Annotated in this window: 17 protein-coding genes; 12 read left to right on the top strand and 5 right to left on the bottom strand. The window is 50.0% G+C overall.

What is annotated here, in order from left to right:
- Positions 1 to 52 precede the first annotated feature (52 nt).
- The 4 genes from ACLBLI_RS17385 to rsd form a co-directional block, all read right to left on the bottom strand.
- On the bottom strand, positions 53 to 493 hold the full coding sequence (locus ACLBLI_RS17385) for a secondary thiamine-phosphate synthase enzyme YjbQ (RefSeq protein ID WP_414828793.1): 441 nt from the start codon (positions 491 to 493) through the stop codon (positions 53 to 55).
- On the bottom strand, positions 483 to 947 hold the full coding sequence (locus ACLBLI_RS17380) for a chemotaxis protein CheX (protein WP_414828792.1): 465 nt from the start codon (positions 945 to 947) through the stop codon (positions 483 to 485). The genes ACLBLI_RS17385 and ACLBLI_RS17380 overlap by 11 nt, the downstream gene beginning before the upstream one ends.
- Positions 937 to 1425 (bottom strand): transcriptional repressor, encoded by a 489-nt coding sequence (locus tag ACLBLI_RS17375; protein WP_414828791.1) that lies wholly within the window; start codon positions 1423 to 1425, stop codon positions 937 to 939. The genes ACLBLI_RS17380 and ACLBLI_RS17375 overlap by 11 nt, the downstream gene beginning before the upstream one ends.
- 71 nt (positions 1426 to 1496) lie before the next feature.
- Positions 1497 to 1988, bottom strand: a complete 492-nt coding sequence (rsd, locus tag ACLBLI_RS17370; RefSeq protein ID WP_414828790.1) for a sigma D regulator — start codon at positions 1986 to 1988, stop codon at positions 1497 to 1499.
- 210 nt (positions 1989 to 2198) lie between these two features.
- On the opposite strand from rsd, the gene nudC reads away from it, so the two are divergent.
- From nudC to ACLBLI_RS17350, 4 genes are all read left to right on the top strand, one after another.
- On the top strand, positions 2199 to 3035 hold the full coding sequence (gene nudC, locus ACLBLI_RS17365; protein WP_414828789.1) for an NAD(+) diphosphatase: 837 nt from the start codon (positions 2199 to 2201) through the stop codon (positions 3033 to 3035).
- Positions 3025 to 3246: a hypothetical protein gene (locus ACLBLI_RS17360; RefSeq protein WP_414828788.1), complete on the top strand. Its 222-nt coding sequence runs from the start codon at positions 3025 to 3027 to the stop codon at positions 3244 to 3246. The genes nudC and ACLBLI_RS17360 overlap by 11 nt, the downstream gene beginning before the upstream one ends.
- A 185-nt stretch (positions 3247 to 3431) precedes the next feature.
- The gene (hemE, locus tag ACLBLI_RS17355) at positions 3432 to 4526 is read left to right on the top strand and encodes a uroporphyrinogen decarboxylase (RefSeq protein ID WP_414828787.1); all 1095 of its coding nucleotides are present in this window, start codon (positions 3432 to 3434) and stop codon (positions 4524 to 4526) included.
- Positions 4527 to 4538: 12 nt separating this feature from the next.
- On the top strand, positions 4539 to 5171 hold the full coding sequence (locus ACLBLI_RS17350; protein WP_414828786.1) for a hypothetical protein: 633 nt from the start codon (positions 4539 to 4541) through the stop codon (positions 5169 to 5171).
- A 56-nt stretch (positions 5172 to 5227) separates the two neighbouring features.
- On the opposite strand, the gene queG is transcribed toward ACLBLI_RS17350, so the two are convergent.
- Positions 5228 to 6373 (bottom strand): tRNA epoxyqueuosine(34) reductase QueG, encoded by a 1146-nt coding sequence (queG, locus tag ACLBLI_RS17345; RefSeq protein WP_414828785.1) that lies wholly within the window; start codon positions 6371 to 6373, stop codon positions 5228 to 5230.
- Between the two features lie 6 nt (positions 6374 to 6379).
- On the opposite strand from queG, the gene ACLBLI_RS17340 reads away from it, so the two are divergent.
- The 8 genes from ACLBLI_RS17340 (at position 6380) to hflK (ending at position 15414) form a co-directional block, all read left to right on the top strand.
- Positions 6380 to 7879 carry an NAD(P)H-hydrate dehydratase gene (locus ACLBLI_RS17340; protein ID WP_414828784.1) on the top strand — a complete coding sequence of 500 codons (1500 nt, stop codon included), beginning with the start codon at positions 6380 to 6382 and terminating at the stop codon, positions 7877 to 7879.
- A gap of 73 nt (positions 7880 to 7952) precedes the next feature.
- A complete protein-coding gene (gene tsaE, locus ACLBLI_RS17335; RefSeq protein WP_414828783.1) occupies positions 7953 to 8435 on the top strand; it encodes a tRNA (adenosine(37)-N6)-threonylcarbamoyltransferase complex ATPase subunit type 1 TsaE in 483 nt (160 codons plus the stop codon).
- 47 nt (positions 8436 to 8482) lie between these two features.
- On the top strand, positions 8483 to 9808 hold the full coding sequence (locus ACLBLI_RS17330) for an N-acetylmuramoyl-L-alanine amidase (RefSeq protein WP_414828782.1): 1326 nt from the start codon (positions 8483 to 8485) through the stop codon (positions 9806 to 9808).
- A gap of 24 nt (positions 9809 to 9832) precedes the next feature.
- A complete protein-coding gene (gene mutL / locus ACLBLI_RS17325) occupies positions 9833 to 11605 on the top strand; it encodes a DNA mismatch repair endonuclease MutL (protein ID WP_414828781.1) in 1773 nt (590 codons plus the stop codon).
- The gene (miaA, locus tag ACLBLI_RS17320; RefSeq protein ID WP_414828780.1) at positions 11598 to 12533 is read left to right on the top strand and encodes a tRNA (adenosine(37)-N6)-dimethylallyltransferase MiaA; all 936 of its coding nucleotides are present in this window, start codon (positions 11598 to 11600) and stop codon (positions 12531 to 12533) included. The genes mutL and miaA overlap by 8 nt, the downstream gene beginning before the upstream one ends.
- Before the next feature lie 81 nt (positions 12534 to 12614).
- The gene (gene hfq, locus ACLBLI_RS17315; RefSeq protein ID WP_218311229.1) at positions 12615 to 12869 is read left to right on the top strand and encodes an RNA chaperone Hfq; all 255 of its coding nucleotides are present in this window, start codon (positions 12615 to 12617) and stop codon (positions 12867 to 12869) included.
- Positions 12870 to 12886: 17 nt separating this feature from the next.
- Positions 12887 to 14176: a ribosome rescue GTPase HflX gene (gene hflX, locus ACLBLI_RS17310; RefSeq protein WP_414828779.1), complete on the top strand. Its 1290-nt coding sequence runs from the start codon at positions 12887 to 12889 to the stop codon at positions 14174 to 14176.
- Positions 14177 to 14253: 77 nt separating this feature from the next.
- Entirely contained in the window at positions 14254 to 15414 is a 1161-nt protein-coding gene (hflK, locus tag ACLBLI_RS17305) for an FtsH protease activity modulator HflK (protein ID WP_414828778.1), read from the top strand.

The raw sequence follows: 15414 nt of genomic DNA, 5'->3' as shown, positions 1-15414 counted from the left end.
GTAAATAAGCACACATCATGCCATTGTTGTAATCGGCAACGGTGTCTGAAGTTTACCTCAGTACGCCTTGCAGAGTGGCGACTATGCGGCGAGCGCCTCCCTGGTTGCGGTGTTCACCTAGCGTAATGCCCTGCCAGGTGCCAAGCTGAAGTTTTCCCTGTTGAACGGGGATAGTTACTTCACAACCCATTATACTCGATTTAATGTGAGCAGGCATATCATCGCTGCCTTCATAAGTGTGAATAAAATAAGCAGAATCTTCTTTTACTGTATGGTTGAAGAACGATTCAAGATCAGTTCTGACTGAAGGATCTGCATTTTCATTCACTGTCAGGCTGGCGCTGGTGTGTTGTAACCAAAGATGAAGAAGGCCAACTTCTACGTTACGGATTTGGGGTAAGGCATCCAGAATATCTTGGGTGATAATGTGAAACCCCCTGGGGTAGGGGGGCAGTATAATGTTATCAGAGTGCCAGAACGGGTTATTTGTCAAAACAAATTTCCAGGTGAGCAAGCCCCTCATCACACATAAAGGGGAGTATAATCTTCGCACCATCAACCTGGTGGCTGATACTGTGTTGCTTTCCAGAGACAACAATTGGCGTTGCCATACCGAATTCGTAGCCGCGCTCGGCAAGATCCCGCTTGGCGTTGCCACAAATCATATTCGTTACTTCGCCAACCATGTCGCCGACTTCTGCGTCTATTTTATCCGGCCGCTCACCCACCATGCGTTCCATAATCGTGAGTGCCAGTGATTCATCAAACGTGATGGACATTGAGCCTCTGACCTCTGGCCCAACCATGCCAATCAGACCTGATACATCGCCTTTTGCGATGTCACTTTGCTTACGTTTAGGCTTCCCGGGCGTTAATTTGGTCTGGGCCATGGTTTCCATAACGTTCAAGAGACCCGAAATAAACGGGTTTACAAAATCAGCATTCATGCGAGTGCTCCTTGGACTCAGCGCAATCTGTCTCCTGGCAGTCAGCACAAAGTCCGTGCGCTTCAATGGTTTGTTTTGATACGGCAAAGCCGTGTGCTTTGGCCTGTTTATCCAGTGTATCCTGTAGTCCTTCAGACTGTATCTCTGCAACGTCACCACAACTGTCGCAAATTAGGAACTGTACCGGATGGTGGCAACCGAAATGGTAGCAGGCGACAAAGGCGTTAGTAGATTCAAGCCGGTGAATAAACCCAAAATCCAGCAAAAAATCAAGCGCACGATAGACGGTTGCAGGCTTGGCGCTGGATTCCGTTTCTTTTAAGGCATCAAGAAGTTCATATGCGCCCATGGGGCCATGCTTGCTTAGTAATATCTGGTAAACTTTTTCGCGAAGCGGAGTAAACCGGGCATTACGCTGTTCACAATAAGCCCTGGCTTTACTGATAAGTGTTGCACTGACGTGTGTCGCATTGTTCATCAACAAAGTACCATCATATGTTATCAATGCTCCCAGCTAAGAGCGCTGTGTTATTCGTATTGTAAAGGTGTTCACCCGGCAGATTCCTCAGAAATAAGGGCTTGCTCTGCGTGATACATATGTTCGATGAGCTGGTCTTCCAGTTCAAAGCGCGCTTCCAGGGTTTCTCCCAGCGCAGCCAGATCGTTATCAAACTTTGAGGCTTGCTCAGCAGAGACCGCATCAGTGTAGGCGTCATTGAAGGTTAGCGCACTATCTGTGGTAACCGCAATTTCCGGATAAATCCGGCGCTTCAGGGCTTTACCCTCAGTGTCATCACTGACCAGCATATCGTAAACCTCAAAATGCCCTGCAGAAAGGTAATCCATCATTGCCTCACAAAAAGCATCAATAGCCGTTGCATCAGGAAGTGCATTGGACTGCTGTGCCTGATCGTGACCACCGGATAAGCCTGCTAGTTCGCAATATTTGATGAGAAGCGTTTGCCGGGCATGTAACCAGTTATCAATAGTACTGTGCCTGCCGCCCCACTTGTCCTTAGCTTGTTCCAGTTTGTTTAACATGCTTATCTGCCTGGTTATAAAAGACGTGCTGTCGTCTCGGTTTGTTTTCAGTATAACACTGCAAAGTCGCAGCACAAATTTGCCTTTTTAACGCCGTACGACGACACGCCTTCAACAGAGACAACATGGTTTCGCGCGTGGTCTGGCCCTCGCCTGACCGCAATTGTGTGATAGTCTGAGAGGAATGAAAACAAGAGAGTATTAACGTCAATGATGAAAAAAATGTCACAGCAGGATTTGACCCGTCGTGCACGCTGGCTGATTTTTTCCCGAAGTCGGCTGGTGGTGGCGAAAGGAGAAAGTACGCCGCCGGTCACAACATTTGATGCGTTTCCGTTTCTTTCTGCTTACGCCGGTGACGTGCGTCAGCTATCGCCGCTGGAGGAAGAGGCCTCTGTCAGCGGGCACCCTACCTATGTTGTAGATATGGGCAGCGAACGAATTGAAGAAAGCGATTGGGATGCCGTCACTCTGCGGGATGTGCTGATGAATACCCCTGCTGATGCATTCAGTATGGTAGGCAGAGCCTGGCAGTACGTGCACTTTCTCAGAACCCACCGCTTTTGTGGACAGTGCGGAAGCCCGATGGAGCAAGTCGACTGGGAAATGGCGATGCACTGCCACCAGTGCCAGCATCGGTGTTATCCGCGGGTATCGCCCTGCATTATCGTGGCGATACACGATAATGAAAAACTGCTGTTAGCCCGTGGAGTGCGTCATCGTGAAACCAATATGTACTCAACCCTTGCTGGCTTCGTGGAGAGTGGCGAAAGCCTGGAAGAGGCCGTACACCGTGAGGTGCTGGAGGAAGTCGGTGTCAGGGTAAAAAATATCGAGTACTTTGGCAGTCAGCCCTGGCCGTTCCCGCATTCATTGATGGTGGGGTATATCGCCGAATATGCTGGAGGAGAGATTGTGCGTGAAGAAAATGAAATTGATGATGCGCAGTGGTTCAGTCTCGATGCCCTGCCGAAAACGCCACCCAAGCTGTCGATTGCTGGCCAGTTAATTGCGGCGACAGTCGCAAAACTGCAAAATGAGCAGTAATGGAATTTCCGTATGTTTTGGCAAACCTAATGCTGGCGGAGAGAATTCAGAAACGAAAAATAAAAACCCTGCACAAGGCAGGGTTCCAGTAGTTTTAGCATCGGTCCCGTTACCGGGCTTCTTTGTTGTTGCTGATTACCAAACTAGCAAACGCTTACTACCAAAGCAAGTAAAATTATCTTTTAGTATGAAAAAAATACAAATTCGCTGAGGAAATTGTTGTAAAAATTACAAAAAAAGTCTGAGTTGATGCATCGCAATAACCTTCAGAGGGACAGCGTCAAAAAGAGGACGATTCGCATCAGCGGTATTTGGTTTTTTTCCACCCCGAAGACAGGATTAATTGATATACTCGCGCCGTATCTCATAGGCTAAGCAGTGTTGACAGAGGAAAACATGGCAGACGATTCTACAAATCCACAACGTCCACAATTAAAAAATGACCGCTATCTGCGCGCATTGCAGAAGCAGCCAGTCGACGCGACACCTGTATGGATGATGCGGCAGGCCGGGCGTTATTTGCCAGAATATAAAGCTACCCGCGCTGAAGCCGGCGATTTCATGTCGCTTTGTAAAAATGCTGAGCTGGCTTGCGAAGTGACACTGCAGCCTCTGCGTCGTTTTCCTCTGGATGCCGCAATCCTGTTTTCAGATATCCTGACTATCCCGGATGCGATGGGACTGGGTCTATACTTTGAAACCGGCGAAGGGCCACGTTTTCGTAACCCGATTACCTGCAAGGCGGATGTTGATAAAATTGGGATCCCCGATCCTGAAGGAGAATTACAGTACGTGATGAATGCGGTAAGAACGATTCGTCGCGAACTACAGGGCGATGTGCCCTTAATTGGCTTTTCTGGCAGCCCGTGGACACTGGCAACCTACATGGTCGAGGGCGGAAGCAGCAAAGCGTTCACTAAAATCAAGAAAATGGCCTTTGCCGAACCGGCGACTCTGCATTTATTACTCGATAAACTGGCTGACTCGGTCACGTCTTACCTGAATGCACAAATTGACGCCGGCGCGCAATCAGTGATGATTTTTGATACCTGGGGCGGCGTACTGTCGCCACGTGACTACCAAGACTTTTCGCTGCAGTACATGCACAAAATTGTGTCTGGATTAACACGTGAAGCCGATGGCCGAAAGGTGCCGGTAACACTATTCACTAAAAATGGCGGACAATGGTTAGAGGCCATTGCGGCAACAGGTTGTGATGCTGTAGGACTGGACTGGACAATTAATATTGATGACGCCAGAAAGAGAGTAGGTGACAAGGTGGCATTACAGGGTAATATGGACCCTTCTATGCTGTATGCCAGCCCTGAGCGTATCAGGCAGGAAGTGGCTACTATTCTTGAAGGATACGGCAGTGGAAGTGGTCATGTTTTTAATCTCGGTCACGGGATTCATCTTGATGTGCCACCGGAAAATGCCGGGGTATTCGTCAATGCGGTTCATGAATTAAGTCGTCCCTATCACAACAAATAAGGCGAGGGTGAAATGAAAACCTGGGTGTTGATACCGCTGGTTATTTTTATTGCTGTCGCGGGATACCAGTTTGGCTACTATCGAGCAAAGCTTGAAACCAGTGAAGCGGACAAAGTGCGTGTGGCCAGTGCCATGGAGACAAAGGCCAGGCCCATGACAAAAGCCGACGACATTGCGGACGTACTCAGTGCAAATGTGATTTCAACGGTGAAAGCTGCTGAGACTATCAATGCTATCCCTTCTTCAGCAGACATGGAGGTAGCAGAAGAGATCGCACCGGCTCAGAAGTCGGTGGAAGCCGTGATGGCAGGAAGTGTTACCCGTAAAGAGCAGCATGATGCGCAATCTGACTGGGCTGATAACTTTGATGAAAATGAACAAAACTTTGAAGCGGCTACCCAGCTCGCAGATTTCTTTACCCTGCATCCGGATGGCGACAATGTGTATCTACACTCAATTCAGTGCGACGACGCACAATGCCAGCTGATCGGTCAGTTTGAAGGCGAACATCAGCGCTTTGAAAGCATTATAAATGAGATGAAGGAAGAGCCGTGGTGGGCGTATTCCGGAACCTCCAGCAGTACGTCAAGCGATGGCAACCGCACGCATTTTGTGCTGCACTTAAAATCAGAACGCGGTTCCTGAAAGCGTTCTGACGTGTTAACTGCTATGTATGCGTAGCGTTAGCCGTGTCAGTGGTGTCAGGCATCTCTGGGTAACCCTTTTTTTACCACACGAGTCAGGCGTAATAGTTGCCGGTTTTCCTCTGCATCACGACGTTCTTCCTTTGTCTTTTGTCTTTTAAGTGCCCACTCTAAATGTGGGCGCAGTAAGTCGGAAGACTGTGGGAGCCGGCTCTGAAGTGCACTTACGATATCAGTGTCATATTCCGCATTGCCCAGCGCGATAGCGATATTTCGTTGCCATTTCTGAAAACCAATACGGCGTATGGGTGAGCCTTCGGTATTTTTTAAAAACGTCGCTTCATCCCAGTAAAACAGGTTCAGCAAGGTTTCACCATGAAGCGCTTTTCGTGGCAGGAAATCGTCTTCTTCAGTCACGTTTGCATAGCGATTCCAGGGACACACTAACTGACAGTCATCACAACCATAGATGCGGTTACCCATGGCCTCGCGGTACTCTTCAGGAATGATGCCATCAAATTCTATGGTTAAATAGGAAATGCATTTTCTGGCATCTACGGTATACGGGGCCACGATGGCCTGGGTTGGACAGATGGTCATGCAGGCGTTGCAGCTACCACAGCCTTCTTCTACAGGCGAATCTGTGGGCAGCGGCAAGTTAATAAATAATTCACCCAGGAAAAACCATGATCCGGCCTCTCTGGAAAGTGTGAGTGAATGTTTGCCGGTCCAGCCAATACCGGCTTTTTCGGCTATCGCATGCTCTAACACTGGTGCCGAGTCTACGAAGGGGCGGAACGCGGTATCTGCCAGTTCCTTTTCAATTTTTTCGCCCAGTTGCTTCAAGCGCTTGCGCAGCACTTTATGATAATCCCGTCCTAATGCGTAGCGACTAATATAGGCAATGCTGCTGTCTGACAGGTGCCTGGCAAACGAAGCGTCAGGAGGCAAATAATCCATACGCACACTGATCACCCGAAGTGTACCGGGAACCAGTTCACCGGGGCGAGAGCGTTTGGTGCCGTGGGCGGCCATGAAGGCCATATCGCCGTGATAGCCCTTCTCCAGCCAGGCTTCGAGGTATTTCTCGTGCTGATCCAGGTCAATATCACTGATACCAACGTGCTGAAAGCCTAGCGCCCGCCCCCAAGCCTTGATATCGTCTGCTAAACGTACTAAATCGACTGAATGTAAAGTGGACATGCGCTCATGTTAGATACTCAACTCATCACCAGCTTATCATATAAACTCTATCGCGCCGATCAGGTCAGGGAAAACGAACGCGTGGCTGCTGAGAAAAGCGGTTGCGACATGTTCACGCTGATGCAGCGAGCCGGTGAAGCCGTTTTCAAACAATGCCAGCACCTGCTGCCCAATACCGATGTTTATCTGGTGTTAGTCGGGCAAGGCAACAATGCGGGCGACGGTTATATTGCCGCACTGCACGCAAAAAAGGCTGGCAAACAGGTATATGTGTGCGCTGTAGAGCCACACCGGATACTGGACGGCGATGCTGGCGAAGCGCAGAAGCGCTGGCTGGACGCGGGCGGAAAAATCCAGAAATTCTCAAAGGAGACGCTGGATAAAGCTGGTCTGGTTGTCGACGCGCTGCTGGGAACGGGTATCAATAGTTATATTCGTAACGAGTTTGCGGAAATTATCGATACCGTCAATGGTGCTGGCAAACCGGTTGTCAGTGTAGATGTTCCTTCAGGTCTGGACGCCAATACCGGGCAGTCGTTGGGACGGTGCATCGAAGCCGACGTCACTGTCACGTTTGTCGGTATTAAACCAGGTCTGACGACCGGAGCCGGTAAACAGTCATGCGGCAAGCTGGTATACGATGATCTGGGAATTGGAAAAGCGTTTAGTGAAGTGGCACGCGCGTCTGCAACCTTGCTCGATATTGAACAGTTCAAGGGCATGGGCCCCCGCGATGTACATTCTCACAAAGGCACTTACGGACGACTTCTTTGTGTGGGAGGAAACCGCGGTACGGCCGGCGCTATTCGTTTGAGTAGTGAGGCAGCATTGCGAAGTGGTGCTGGAATGGTTCGGGTATATGTGCATGAGGCATCAACTGTACAGGTGAGCGCCGGGCGTCCTGAACTGATGGTCACCGACCAGGACTTAGAGGCCGCACTAAACTGGGCGACGTGCGTGGTTATCGGGCCCGGGCTGGGACAGGATACGTGGGCGGAGAAAACGTTTGCGACTACCCTTAAACATTGCCAGACCCATCCTAAGCCATTGGTCATTGATGCCGATGCACTTAACCTGTTAAGTAAGCAGGCTACCGCGTATACGATTGAAGATTGTATCCTGACACCGCATGCTGGCGAAGCGGGTCGCCTGCTGGGTGTTTCAGTGGATGATGTGGAATCCGAGCGGTTTAATTATGCCCGCCAGTGCGCGCAGCGTTATCATGCGACCTGCGTTCTTAAAGGTGCAGGTACAATCATTGATAACGAGTCCAAAACCTGGGTGTGCCGTCATGGTAACCCCGGAATGGCAACCGCTGGCAGTGGTGATGTGTTAAGTGGCATTCTGGGCGCGTTACTGGCGCAGGGGCTGGAACGGGACATTGCGGCTAAATACGGCGTCACGATGCACGCGAAGGCAGGTGATGAAGTCGCACGTCTTTACGGGCAACGTGGTATGATTGCCAGTGATTTATTTGAAGCGGTGCGCGCACTGATCAACCAGTAATACGGAGCCAATAGCGTGGTATGTAGCGCAAAGGTGCCCGGTTATGTCGCGCCCATGTAGTAGAGAAAGGTTCATGTCATACCCACAAAGTGCGTATTTCGCAGCATCTGAATCGGATACGTCGACGCTGGCGAAAGATATTGCCGGCGCAATAAAAGTAATGCTTCCGGCATCTTCTGTGATTTATCTTAAGGGCGATCTCGGCGCGGGTAAAACCACATTCAGCCGCTATTTTATTCAGTCATTCGGGCATGAAGGGGCCGTAAAAAGCCCCACCTACACGCTGGTGGAACCCTACGAGCTGGAGCAGGTCTCAATATATCACTTCGATTTGTACCGATTGGCCGATCCCGAGGAGCTCGAGTTCATGGGGATCCGTGACTACTTCTCGGACAATGCGGTAAGTCTGATTGAGTGGGCTGAAAAAGGCGAGGGATGCTTGGCATCGGCAGACTTAGTGATTAGTATAACCACAGACGGTGATGGCAGACGTTTTCAGGTGCAGGCCAAGAGTGCTCAGGGCAGCAAGGTGCTGCAACACTGCAAACATATCTGAGCCGGAGTGGCCTTAAGACGACCATGAGAAATGCGAAAAGGCAAAATATGTTGCGCTTGTTAATATCAATCTGTTGCCTGTGGCTGGTTTCCAGTGCTGTGTATGCGGCGCAAAACGGCATTGATGGTATTCGTGTCTGGCCCTCACCCAATAGCACCAGGGTCGTTCTGGATCTGAAACAGGCTCCCGATTACAGCTATTTTCCTCTTTCTAATCCTGACAGGCTGGTGATTGATCTTGCTAATACCTCCGATTCTGCGGATTTAAGCGAAATTGATAAAAGCGGCGATTTGGTGCGGCGAATTCGTTACTCCACTCCAAAGAACAGCCAATCTGCACGCATTGTTATTGATATGTCCCGCAAAGCCAACCCGACGCTGTTTGCGATGACGCCCACCAAGCCTTACGGACATCGGCTGGTTATTGATTTAGAAGATTCCCAGCAGCGCTCCGGTCCATCCGGTGTGGTAATTGACAGTTCCAGTAATGAGCGTGACCGCGACATCATCATAGCGATTGATGCCGGCCATGGCGGCGAAGATCCCGGTTCCGTCGGCCCTTCAGGAAGTTACGAAAAGCATATCACGCTAAGCATTGCCAAAAAGCTGGAGGCCATGGTGAACCGGGAGCCAGGCATGCGCGCAGTCATGACGCGTACCGGCGATTACTATATTTCACCGAATAAACGTCCAGAGCTGGCGCGTCAGCAAAAGGCTGATTTGCTGGTATCCATACACGCCGATGCGTTTACTCAACCTGAACCGCGCGGTGGATCTGTCTGGGTGTTATCTACCGGGCGGGCCGGTACCGAGCTGGGTCGCTGGATGGAACGCACAGAGCGACACTCTGAACTGTTAGGCGGTGCTGCTGAAGTCATTACTGACAAGGCCAGCGAGCGGTATCTGGCTGAGACTATTCTCGGGTTGTCGATGGATCACAGTATGGCCACCAGTTATGATCTTGGTAATAAGGTTATTCAGGAAATGCGAAAGGTTACCTCGCTGCATAAAAGAACGCCGCAGGCAGCAAGCCTGGCAGTACTGACATCGCCCGACATTCCCTCTATTCTGGTTGAAGTGGGATTTATCTCCAACCCGCAGGAAGAGAAAAACCTGAACTGGGCAGAGCACAGAGAGCGGCTTGCTGATTCTATTTTCAATGCAACAAAACGATATTTCAAACAGGTACCGCCGGATGGTACGCTGTGGGCTGCGCAAAAAGAACGAAACCGCACACATCGGGTGCGTAGCGGCGAATCGTTGTCATTACTGGCGCAGCGTTACAACGTAAAGGTCAGCAGTATTAAAGAAGCGAATAATCTGCGAAGCGACGTTGTCAGGATTGGACAGGTTCTGACAATCCCCAGCACCTGATTACAACTTAAAACGGAAACACTATTGCCTATACAGTTATTGCCGCCCCGACTGGCTAACCAGATCGCAGCAGGTGAGGTCGTTGAACGTCCTGCCTCCGTGGTAAAGGAGTTGGTTGAAAATAGTCTGGACGCCGGTGCGACAAAAATCGAGCTGGATATTGAAAAAGGCGGTCATAAGCGTATCAGGTTGCGTGACAATGGCTGCGGTATCCCACAGCATGAACTGGAACTCGCGCTTAGTCGCCACGCCACCAGTAAAATCAGCACGCTGGAAGATTTAGAGCGAATTCTTTCACTGGGTTTTCGCGGTGAAGCGTTGGCCAGTATCAGTTCGGTAAGCCGTCTGACATTAAGTTCTAAACCCGCAGAGCAGCAACAGGCGTGGCAGGCACACTGTGAAGGCCGTGATATGGCGGTGAAACTCAACCCTGTCGCGCACCCTGACGGCACCACAATTGACGTAGCGGATTTGTTTTACAACACCCCCGCGCGGCGCAAATTTCTGCGAACCGAAAAAACCGAATTTCAGCACATCGATGATGTCATCCGGCGGATTGCTCTGAGCCACCCGGAAGTCACCTTTGTTCTTCGCCACAATGGGAAAGCGGTCAGACGCTTTCTTGCTGTGGAAAAGCAGGATCGCGCTGCAAGAATAGGCGCTGTCGCAGGGCAGAAGTTTCTCAACAACGCGATTTATTGTCGTACAGAATATGATGGCATTGAAATAGAAGGCTGGCTGGGCAATGAAAATGTGTTGCGAAGCAGTACCGATTGTCAGTTTAGTTTTGTGAACGGTCGCGGCATGCGCGACAAACTGATTTTGCATGCGATACGGCAGGCTTATGAGAGTGCCTGGGGCATAATGGAACAACCTGCTTTTGTAGTGTATCTCACTGTGCCGCCAGCAGATGTTGACGTAAACGTGCATCCGGCTAAACACGAAGTACGTTTTCAGCAGAGCCGGTTGGTGCATGATTTTATCTGCAAAACCGTCACTGATGCGCTGACGCCACAATCACACTCTGATGCGATTACAACGAGGGTGCCACCACCCGCTGAGCACGATTATATTCGTCCACTGGTTGTGGCAACACCAGCAGAAGCGGTGACGGAAAGACAGCCGAGTCCCGCGTATTCTGCTCCACCGACACCACACCTGAACTCAGCTCGTGGTCACAGTCCATCAAGGGGGCACACCGGCTCGGCGCGCAAAGGTAACGACAGCCAGTATCAGACGAATTATCAGCAATTAATGACGCCAAATGGCGACACAGCCAGCGCAGCAAGTCCATTGGTGGACGCCATTGCACTGGATTCAAAACGCCGTTTATTTAGCGACAGCAACAACGCTTATCTGCTTCATGCTTCCAGGCTTGCAGCAATTTGGATAGAAGACTTGATTGGCAGTGCAAGTACGTCTCAGCCCTTATTAATGCCGGTATCTGTTTCTGCAGAAAACGTCACAACAGAAACAATTGATGCGTTGAACGGGGCGTCGTTTGTCGTGACGCGCGCAGCAGGAAAATGCCGGTTACAACAAGTGCCAGCGGGAACCCGCCATTTGCCGTGGCTTGCCGTATTTGGCCCGTTGCTAGAGCATCCTATTCAATCGATAAATGACATACCCGCGCTACTGGGAAACCTCATCGTCGCGCAAGACGATAGCGCTGCTCAACCCGTATGGCAGTGGTTTGATGCCCAATCGACCGCAAAGCGGTGGGAATGGATTCATGAGTTTGGTACAGTCCGCCCACTATCAGCACTGATTGCTTGTATGGAGCAAACCGATGGCTAATGGCATAAATGATGCATTGCCTGTTATCGCGATCATGGGGCCTACCGCGTCCGGCAAAACAGGGCTGGCACTGGACATTGCTGAACAGGTCGACAGTGAAATTATCAGTGTTGATTCTGCATTAGTTTATCGCGGCATGGACATTGGTACAGCCAAACCCTCAAAAGAAGAGATGGAGGCAGTTCCTCACTGGCTGATTAACACATTGGACCCCTCTGAGAGCTATTCTGTGGCAGAGTTCTGTACAGATGCTATAAGTCTGATAGAGGATATTCACGACCGAAATCGTGTGCCAATTTTGGTCGGTGGTACAATGATGTACTTTAATGCCTTGATAAATGGCATTTCGCCACTACCTAAGTCGGATGAGAAGGTACGTGCCGAGTTAGAAGCACAAGCCAAAGAGACAGGCTGGCAAGGGTTACATGATGAATTGAGCCGGGTTGATCCGGTAAGCGCTAATCGTATTCATCCTAATGATCCGCAGCGACTGCTAAGGGCTTTGGAAGTGTACCGGAGTACGCAAAAAAGTCTGACCGAATGGCAGCAGGAAAAAGGAAAACCCTGTCCGTACGCAATCACGCAGTTTGCGATTGCACCACAAGACAGAGCAGTACTTCATGAACGCATTGCTCAGCGCTTCGACCTGATGCTGGCAAATGGGTTTATTGAGGAAGTGAAAAAACTCTATGAACGGGGTGATCTTCACGAAGATTTACCGTCTATACGTTCTGTGGGCTATCGCCAGGTTTGGCAGTACCTGGAAGGTCAGCTTAGTAAAGAAGAAATGCGCGAGCGAGGCGTGATTGCGACCCGTCAGTTAGCCAAGAGACAGCTAACGTGGTTGAGAGGATGGCAAGACCTCACCTGGCTTGACACATTTGCTAAAGATAATTTGACTACAATTAAAGCAAAAGTCACACTTTAAGTGTCGGAGTGTGGTATACATTAACGCGCGGTAGCACGCTGCATTGTTGGTTACTGAAATAATAAAAACTAAGGATTTCAAATGGCTAAAGGGCAATCATTACAAGACCCGTTTTTAAATGCGTTACGCAAGGAGCGTATCCCTGTTTCCATCTATCTGGTAAATGGAATTAAATTACAGGGACAGGTTGAATCATTCGATCAATTCGTGATCCTCCTGAAAAATACAGTAAGCCAAATGGTTTATAAGCATGCCATTTCTACTGTCGTTCCAGCCAGAGCGATAACAATGCCGAGTTCTACCCAAGGAGACTCAGAAAATACTAAAAGTGAATAAACAAAAAGGTATCGCGCTTGTTTGACCGTTATGAAGCCGGTGAACAGGCTGTACTCGTTCATGTCAATTTTGCTGACGAAAATAGTAAGGAAGACCTTGCGGAATTAGAGCTGCTTGTGTCTTCTGCAGGTGTTGATGCTGTCGACGTGTTAACGACGTCACGAAGTGCTCCGCATGCTAAATATTTTGTCGGTTCCGGAAAAGCCGAAGAAATTGCCGCGGCCGTAAAGGCGCATGAAGCAAACGTGGTAATTTTTAATCATGCGCTCTCTCCTTCTCAGGAGCGAAATCTAGAAGCCATTTGTAAATGCCGGGTTCTCGATAGAACCGGGCTGATTCTTGATATTTTCGCCCAGCGGGCACGAACGCACGAGGGCAAATTACAGGTTGAGCTGGCCCAGCTTCGGCATATTTCCACGCGTCTGATTCGTGGCTGGACTCACCTTGAGCGCCAGAAAGGCGGGATTGGTCTGCGTGGACCGGGTGAAACGCAACTAGAAACCGACCGTCGCTTGCTGCGCGGGCGGATAAAGTCGATCCTGCGCCGTCTGGAGAAAGTGCAGAAGCAACGTGAGCAGGGCCGCCGCTCTCGCAAACGTGCCGAAATTCCTACGGTATCCTTAGTTGGCTATACCAACGCAGGCAAATCGACATTGTTCAATACCATCACGGATGCGCATGTTTACGCGGCAGATCAGCTCTTTGCAACGCTGGACCCAACGTTGCGGAAAATCGATCTGCAGGACGTGGGACCAGCAATTTTAGCCGACACGGTTGGGTTTATCCGTCACTTGCCCCATGATCTTGTAGCGGCCTTTAAAGCTACACTGCAAGAGACACAGGAAGCGGACTTATTGCTTCACGTTGTTGATATGGCAGATGCAAACTACCGGGCAACCATGGACGAAGTGAATGAAGTCCTGGAAGAAATTGATGCCGACGAGATACAACAACTCGTCATCTGTAACAAAATTGATAAACTTGAAGGCATTGAACCACGTATAGATAGAAATGAAGAAGGAGTCCCCATCCGGGTATGGCTGTCAGCCCAGACCGGCCAGGGAACGGAACTTCTCGGCGAGGCACTGACAGAGTGTCTTGCGCAAAGCATGGTAAGTTATACATTGCGAATTCCTCCGGTGCAGAGTCACTTGCGGGGAGTATTGTACGAGCTGAATTGTATATCGAATGAAGCATACGACTCAGATGGTGACTGGGTAGTGGACGTGAGAATGCCTACTGCTGACTGGAATCGTCTGGAAAAACGACTGGATGAAGGTTTGTCGAACTTCGTAGTACGTCATTAATTGCTTGAAATTACGGATAATGCAAGACGTACGGGCTTCGATAAGAAAAATTATTAATCACTTTATGGAGTATCAGCATGGCTTGGAATGAGCCGGGTGGCAAAAATAACGACCCCTGGAAAAATCGCGGTGGCCGCGACCAGGGTCCCCCGGATTTGGATGATGTGTTCAAGAACTTATTCGGAAAATTCGGAAAAATGGGTGGTGGAAACGGTGGTGGTTCAGGCAAAAGCCTGGGCGGCATCGGCGCCGGTATCCTGATTGGCCTGTTGGTCATTATCTGGTTTATCAGCGGGTTCTATACTATCCGTGAAGCAGAGCGAGGTGTGGTGCTGCGTTTCGGTGAATACCATGAACAGGTTGAACCCGGTTTGCGTTGGGCGCCTACCTTTGTTGATTCGGTAATTCCGGTAGACGTTGAGTCTATCCGCGATAAGTCGTCTTCAGGCTCAATGCTGACAGAGGACGAAAACGTGGTTCGCGTAGAAATGGAAATGCAGTATCGCATTGTTGATCCATACCGCTGGACGTTCGCCGTAGAAAGCCCGGAAACCAGTCTGAGTCAGGCACTGGACAGTGCCATCCGTTACGTTGTCGGTCATTCGACAATGGATGATGTGCTGACTGATGGCCGTGAAGTGACCCGTCAGCGAGTTTGGGAAGAGCTGCAGTCGATTCTGGAACCTTATGATATGGGTGTGTCCATTGTCGATATGAACTTCCGTGATGCGCGTCCACCAGAGCAGGTAAAAGATGCGTTTGATGATGCCATTGCTGCACAGGAAGACGAACAACGTTTCATTCGTGAAGCCGAAGCTTATGCTCGTGAAATTGAACCACGTGCCCGTGGTCAGGTGAACCGCATGAACGAAGAAGCGCAGGCCTATAAAGAACGCGTCATTCTGGAAGCCCAGGGTGAAGTCGCTCGCTTCTCAGAGTTGTTACCACAGTACGAGCGGGCGCCAACGGTAACCCGAGAGCGTATTTATCTGGAAACCATGGAAAATGTGTTTAGTAACACCAGCAAAATCATGGTCGACAACCAAAACGGCAACAGCATGTTGTATCTGCCGCTGGATAAAATTATGGAGCGCCAGAACGCAACGCCATCTAATCGCAATAACCGTAACTCGTTAGAAGGTTTGCAAAATGAAGGTGTCGAAGAGATGCTGCGCAATCGTAACAGTAGTCCGACAACCGGATTACGTGGCGGCACCACACGTGAAGGGAGAGAATAA

Source organism: Alteromonas sp. H39 (assembly GCF_047556435.1).
Classification (GTDB): domain Bacteria; phylum Pseudomonadota; class Gammaproteobacteria; order Enterobacterales; family Alteromonadaceae; genus Alteromonas.
This window is presented reverse-complemented; position numbering and strand designations above follow the sequence as displayed.

What these genes read in the sequence shown, in the direction of transcription:
- ACLBLI_RS17380 (WP_414828792.1), bottom strand. Translation starts at nt 947, where the DNA reads ATGAATGCTGATTTTGTAAACCCGTTTATTTCGGGTCTCTTGAACGTT.
- ACLBLI_RS17375 (WP_414828791.1), bottom strand. Translation starts at nt 1,425, where the DNA reads ATGAACAATGCGACACACGTCAGTGCAACACTTATCAGTAAAGCCAGG.
- rsd (WP_414828790.1), bottom strand. Translation starts at nt 1,988, where the DNA reads ATGTTAAACAAACTGGAACAAGCTAAGGACAAGTGGGGCGGCAGGCAC.
- nudC (WP_414828789.1), top strand. Translation starts at nt 2,199, where the DNA reads ATGATGAAAAAAATGTCACAGCAGGATTTGACCCGTCGTGCACGCTGG.
- ACLBLI_RS17360 (WP_414828788.1), top strand. Translation starts at nt 3,025, where the DNA reads ATGAGCAGTAATGGAATTTCCGTATGTTTTGGCAAACCTAATGCTGGC.
- hemE (WP_414828787.1), top strand. Translation starts at nt 3,432, where the DNA reads ATGGCAGACGATTCTACAAATCCACAACGTCCACAATTAAAAAATGAC.
- ACLBLI_RS17350 (WP_414828786.1), top strand. Translation starts at nt 4,539, where the DNA reads ATGAAAACCTGGGTGTTGATACCGCTGGTTATTTTTATTGCTGTCGCG.
- queG (WP_414828785.1), bottom strand. Translation starts at nt 6,373, where the DNA reads ATGTCCACTTTACATTCAGTCGATTTAGTACGTTTAGCAGACGATATC.
- ACLBLI_RS17340 (WP_414828784.1), top strand. Translation starts at nt 6,380, where the DNA reads ATGTTAGATACTCAACTCATCACCAGCTTATCATATAAACTCTATCGC.
- tsaE (WP_414828783.1), top strand. Translation starts at nt 7,953, where the DNA reads ATGTCATACCCACAAAGTGCGTATTTCGCAGCATCTGAATCGGATACG.
- ACLBLI_RS17330 (WP_414828782.1), top strand. Translation starts at nt 8,483, where the DNA reads ATGTTGCGCTTGTTAATATCAATCTGTTGCCTGTGGCTGGTTTCCAGT.
- miaA (WP_414828780.1), top strand. Translation starts at nt 11,598, where the DNA reads ATGGCTAATGGCATAAATGATGCATTGCCTGTTATCGCGATCATGGGG.
- hfq (WP_218311229.1), top strand. Translation starts at nt 12,615, where the DNA reads ATGGCTAAAGGGCAATCATTACAAGACCCGTTTTTAAATGCGTTACGC.
- hflK (WP_414828778.1), top strand. Translation starts at nt 14,254, where the DNA reads ATGGCTTGGAATGAGCCGGGTGGCAAAAATAACGACCCCTGGAAAAAT.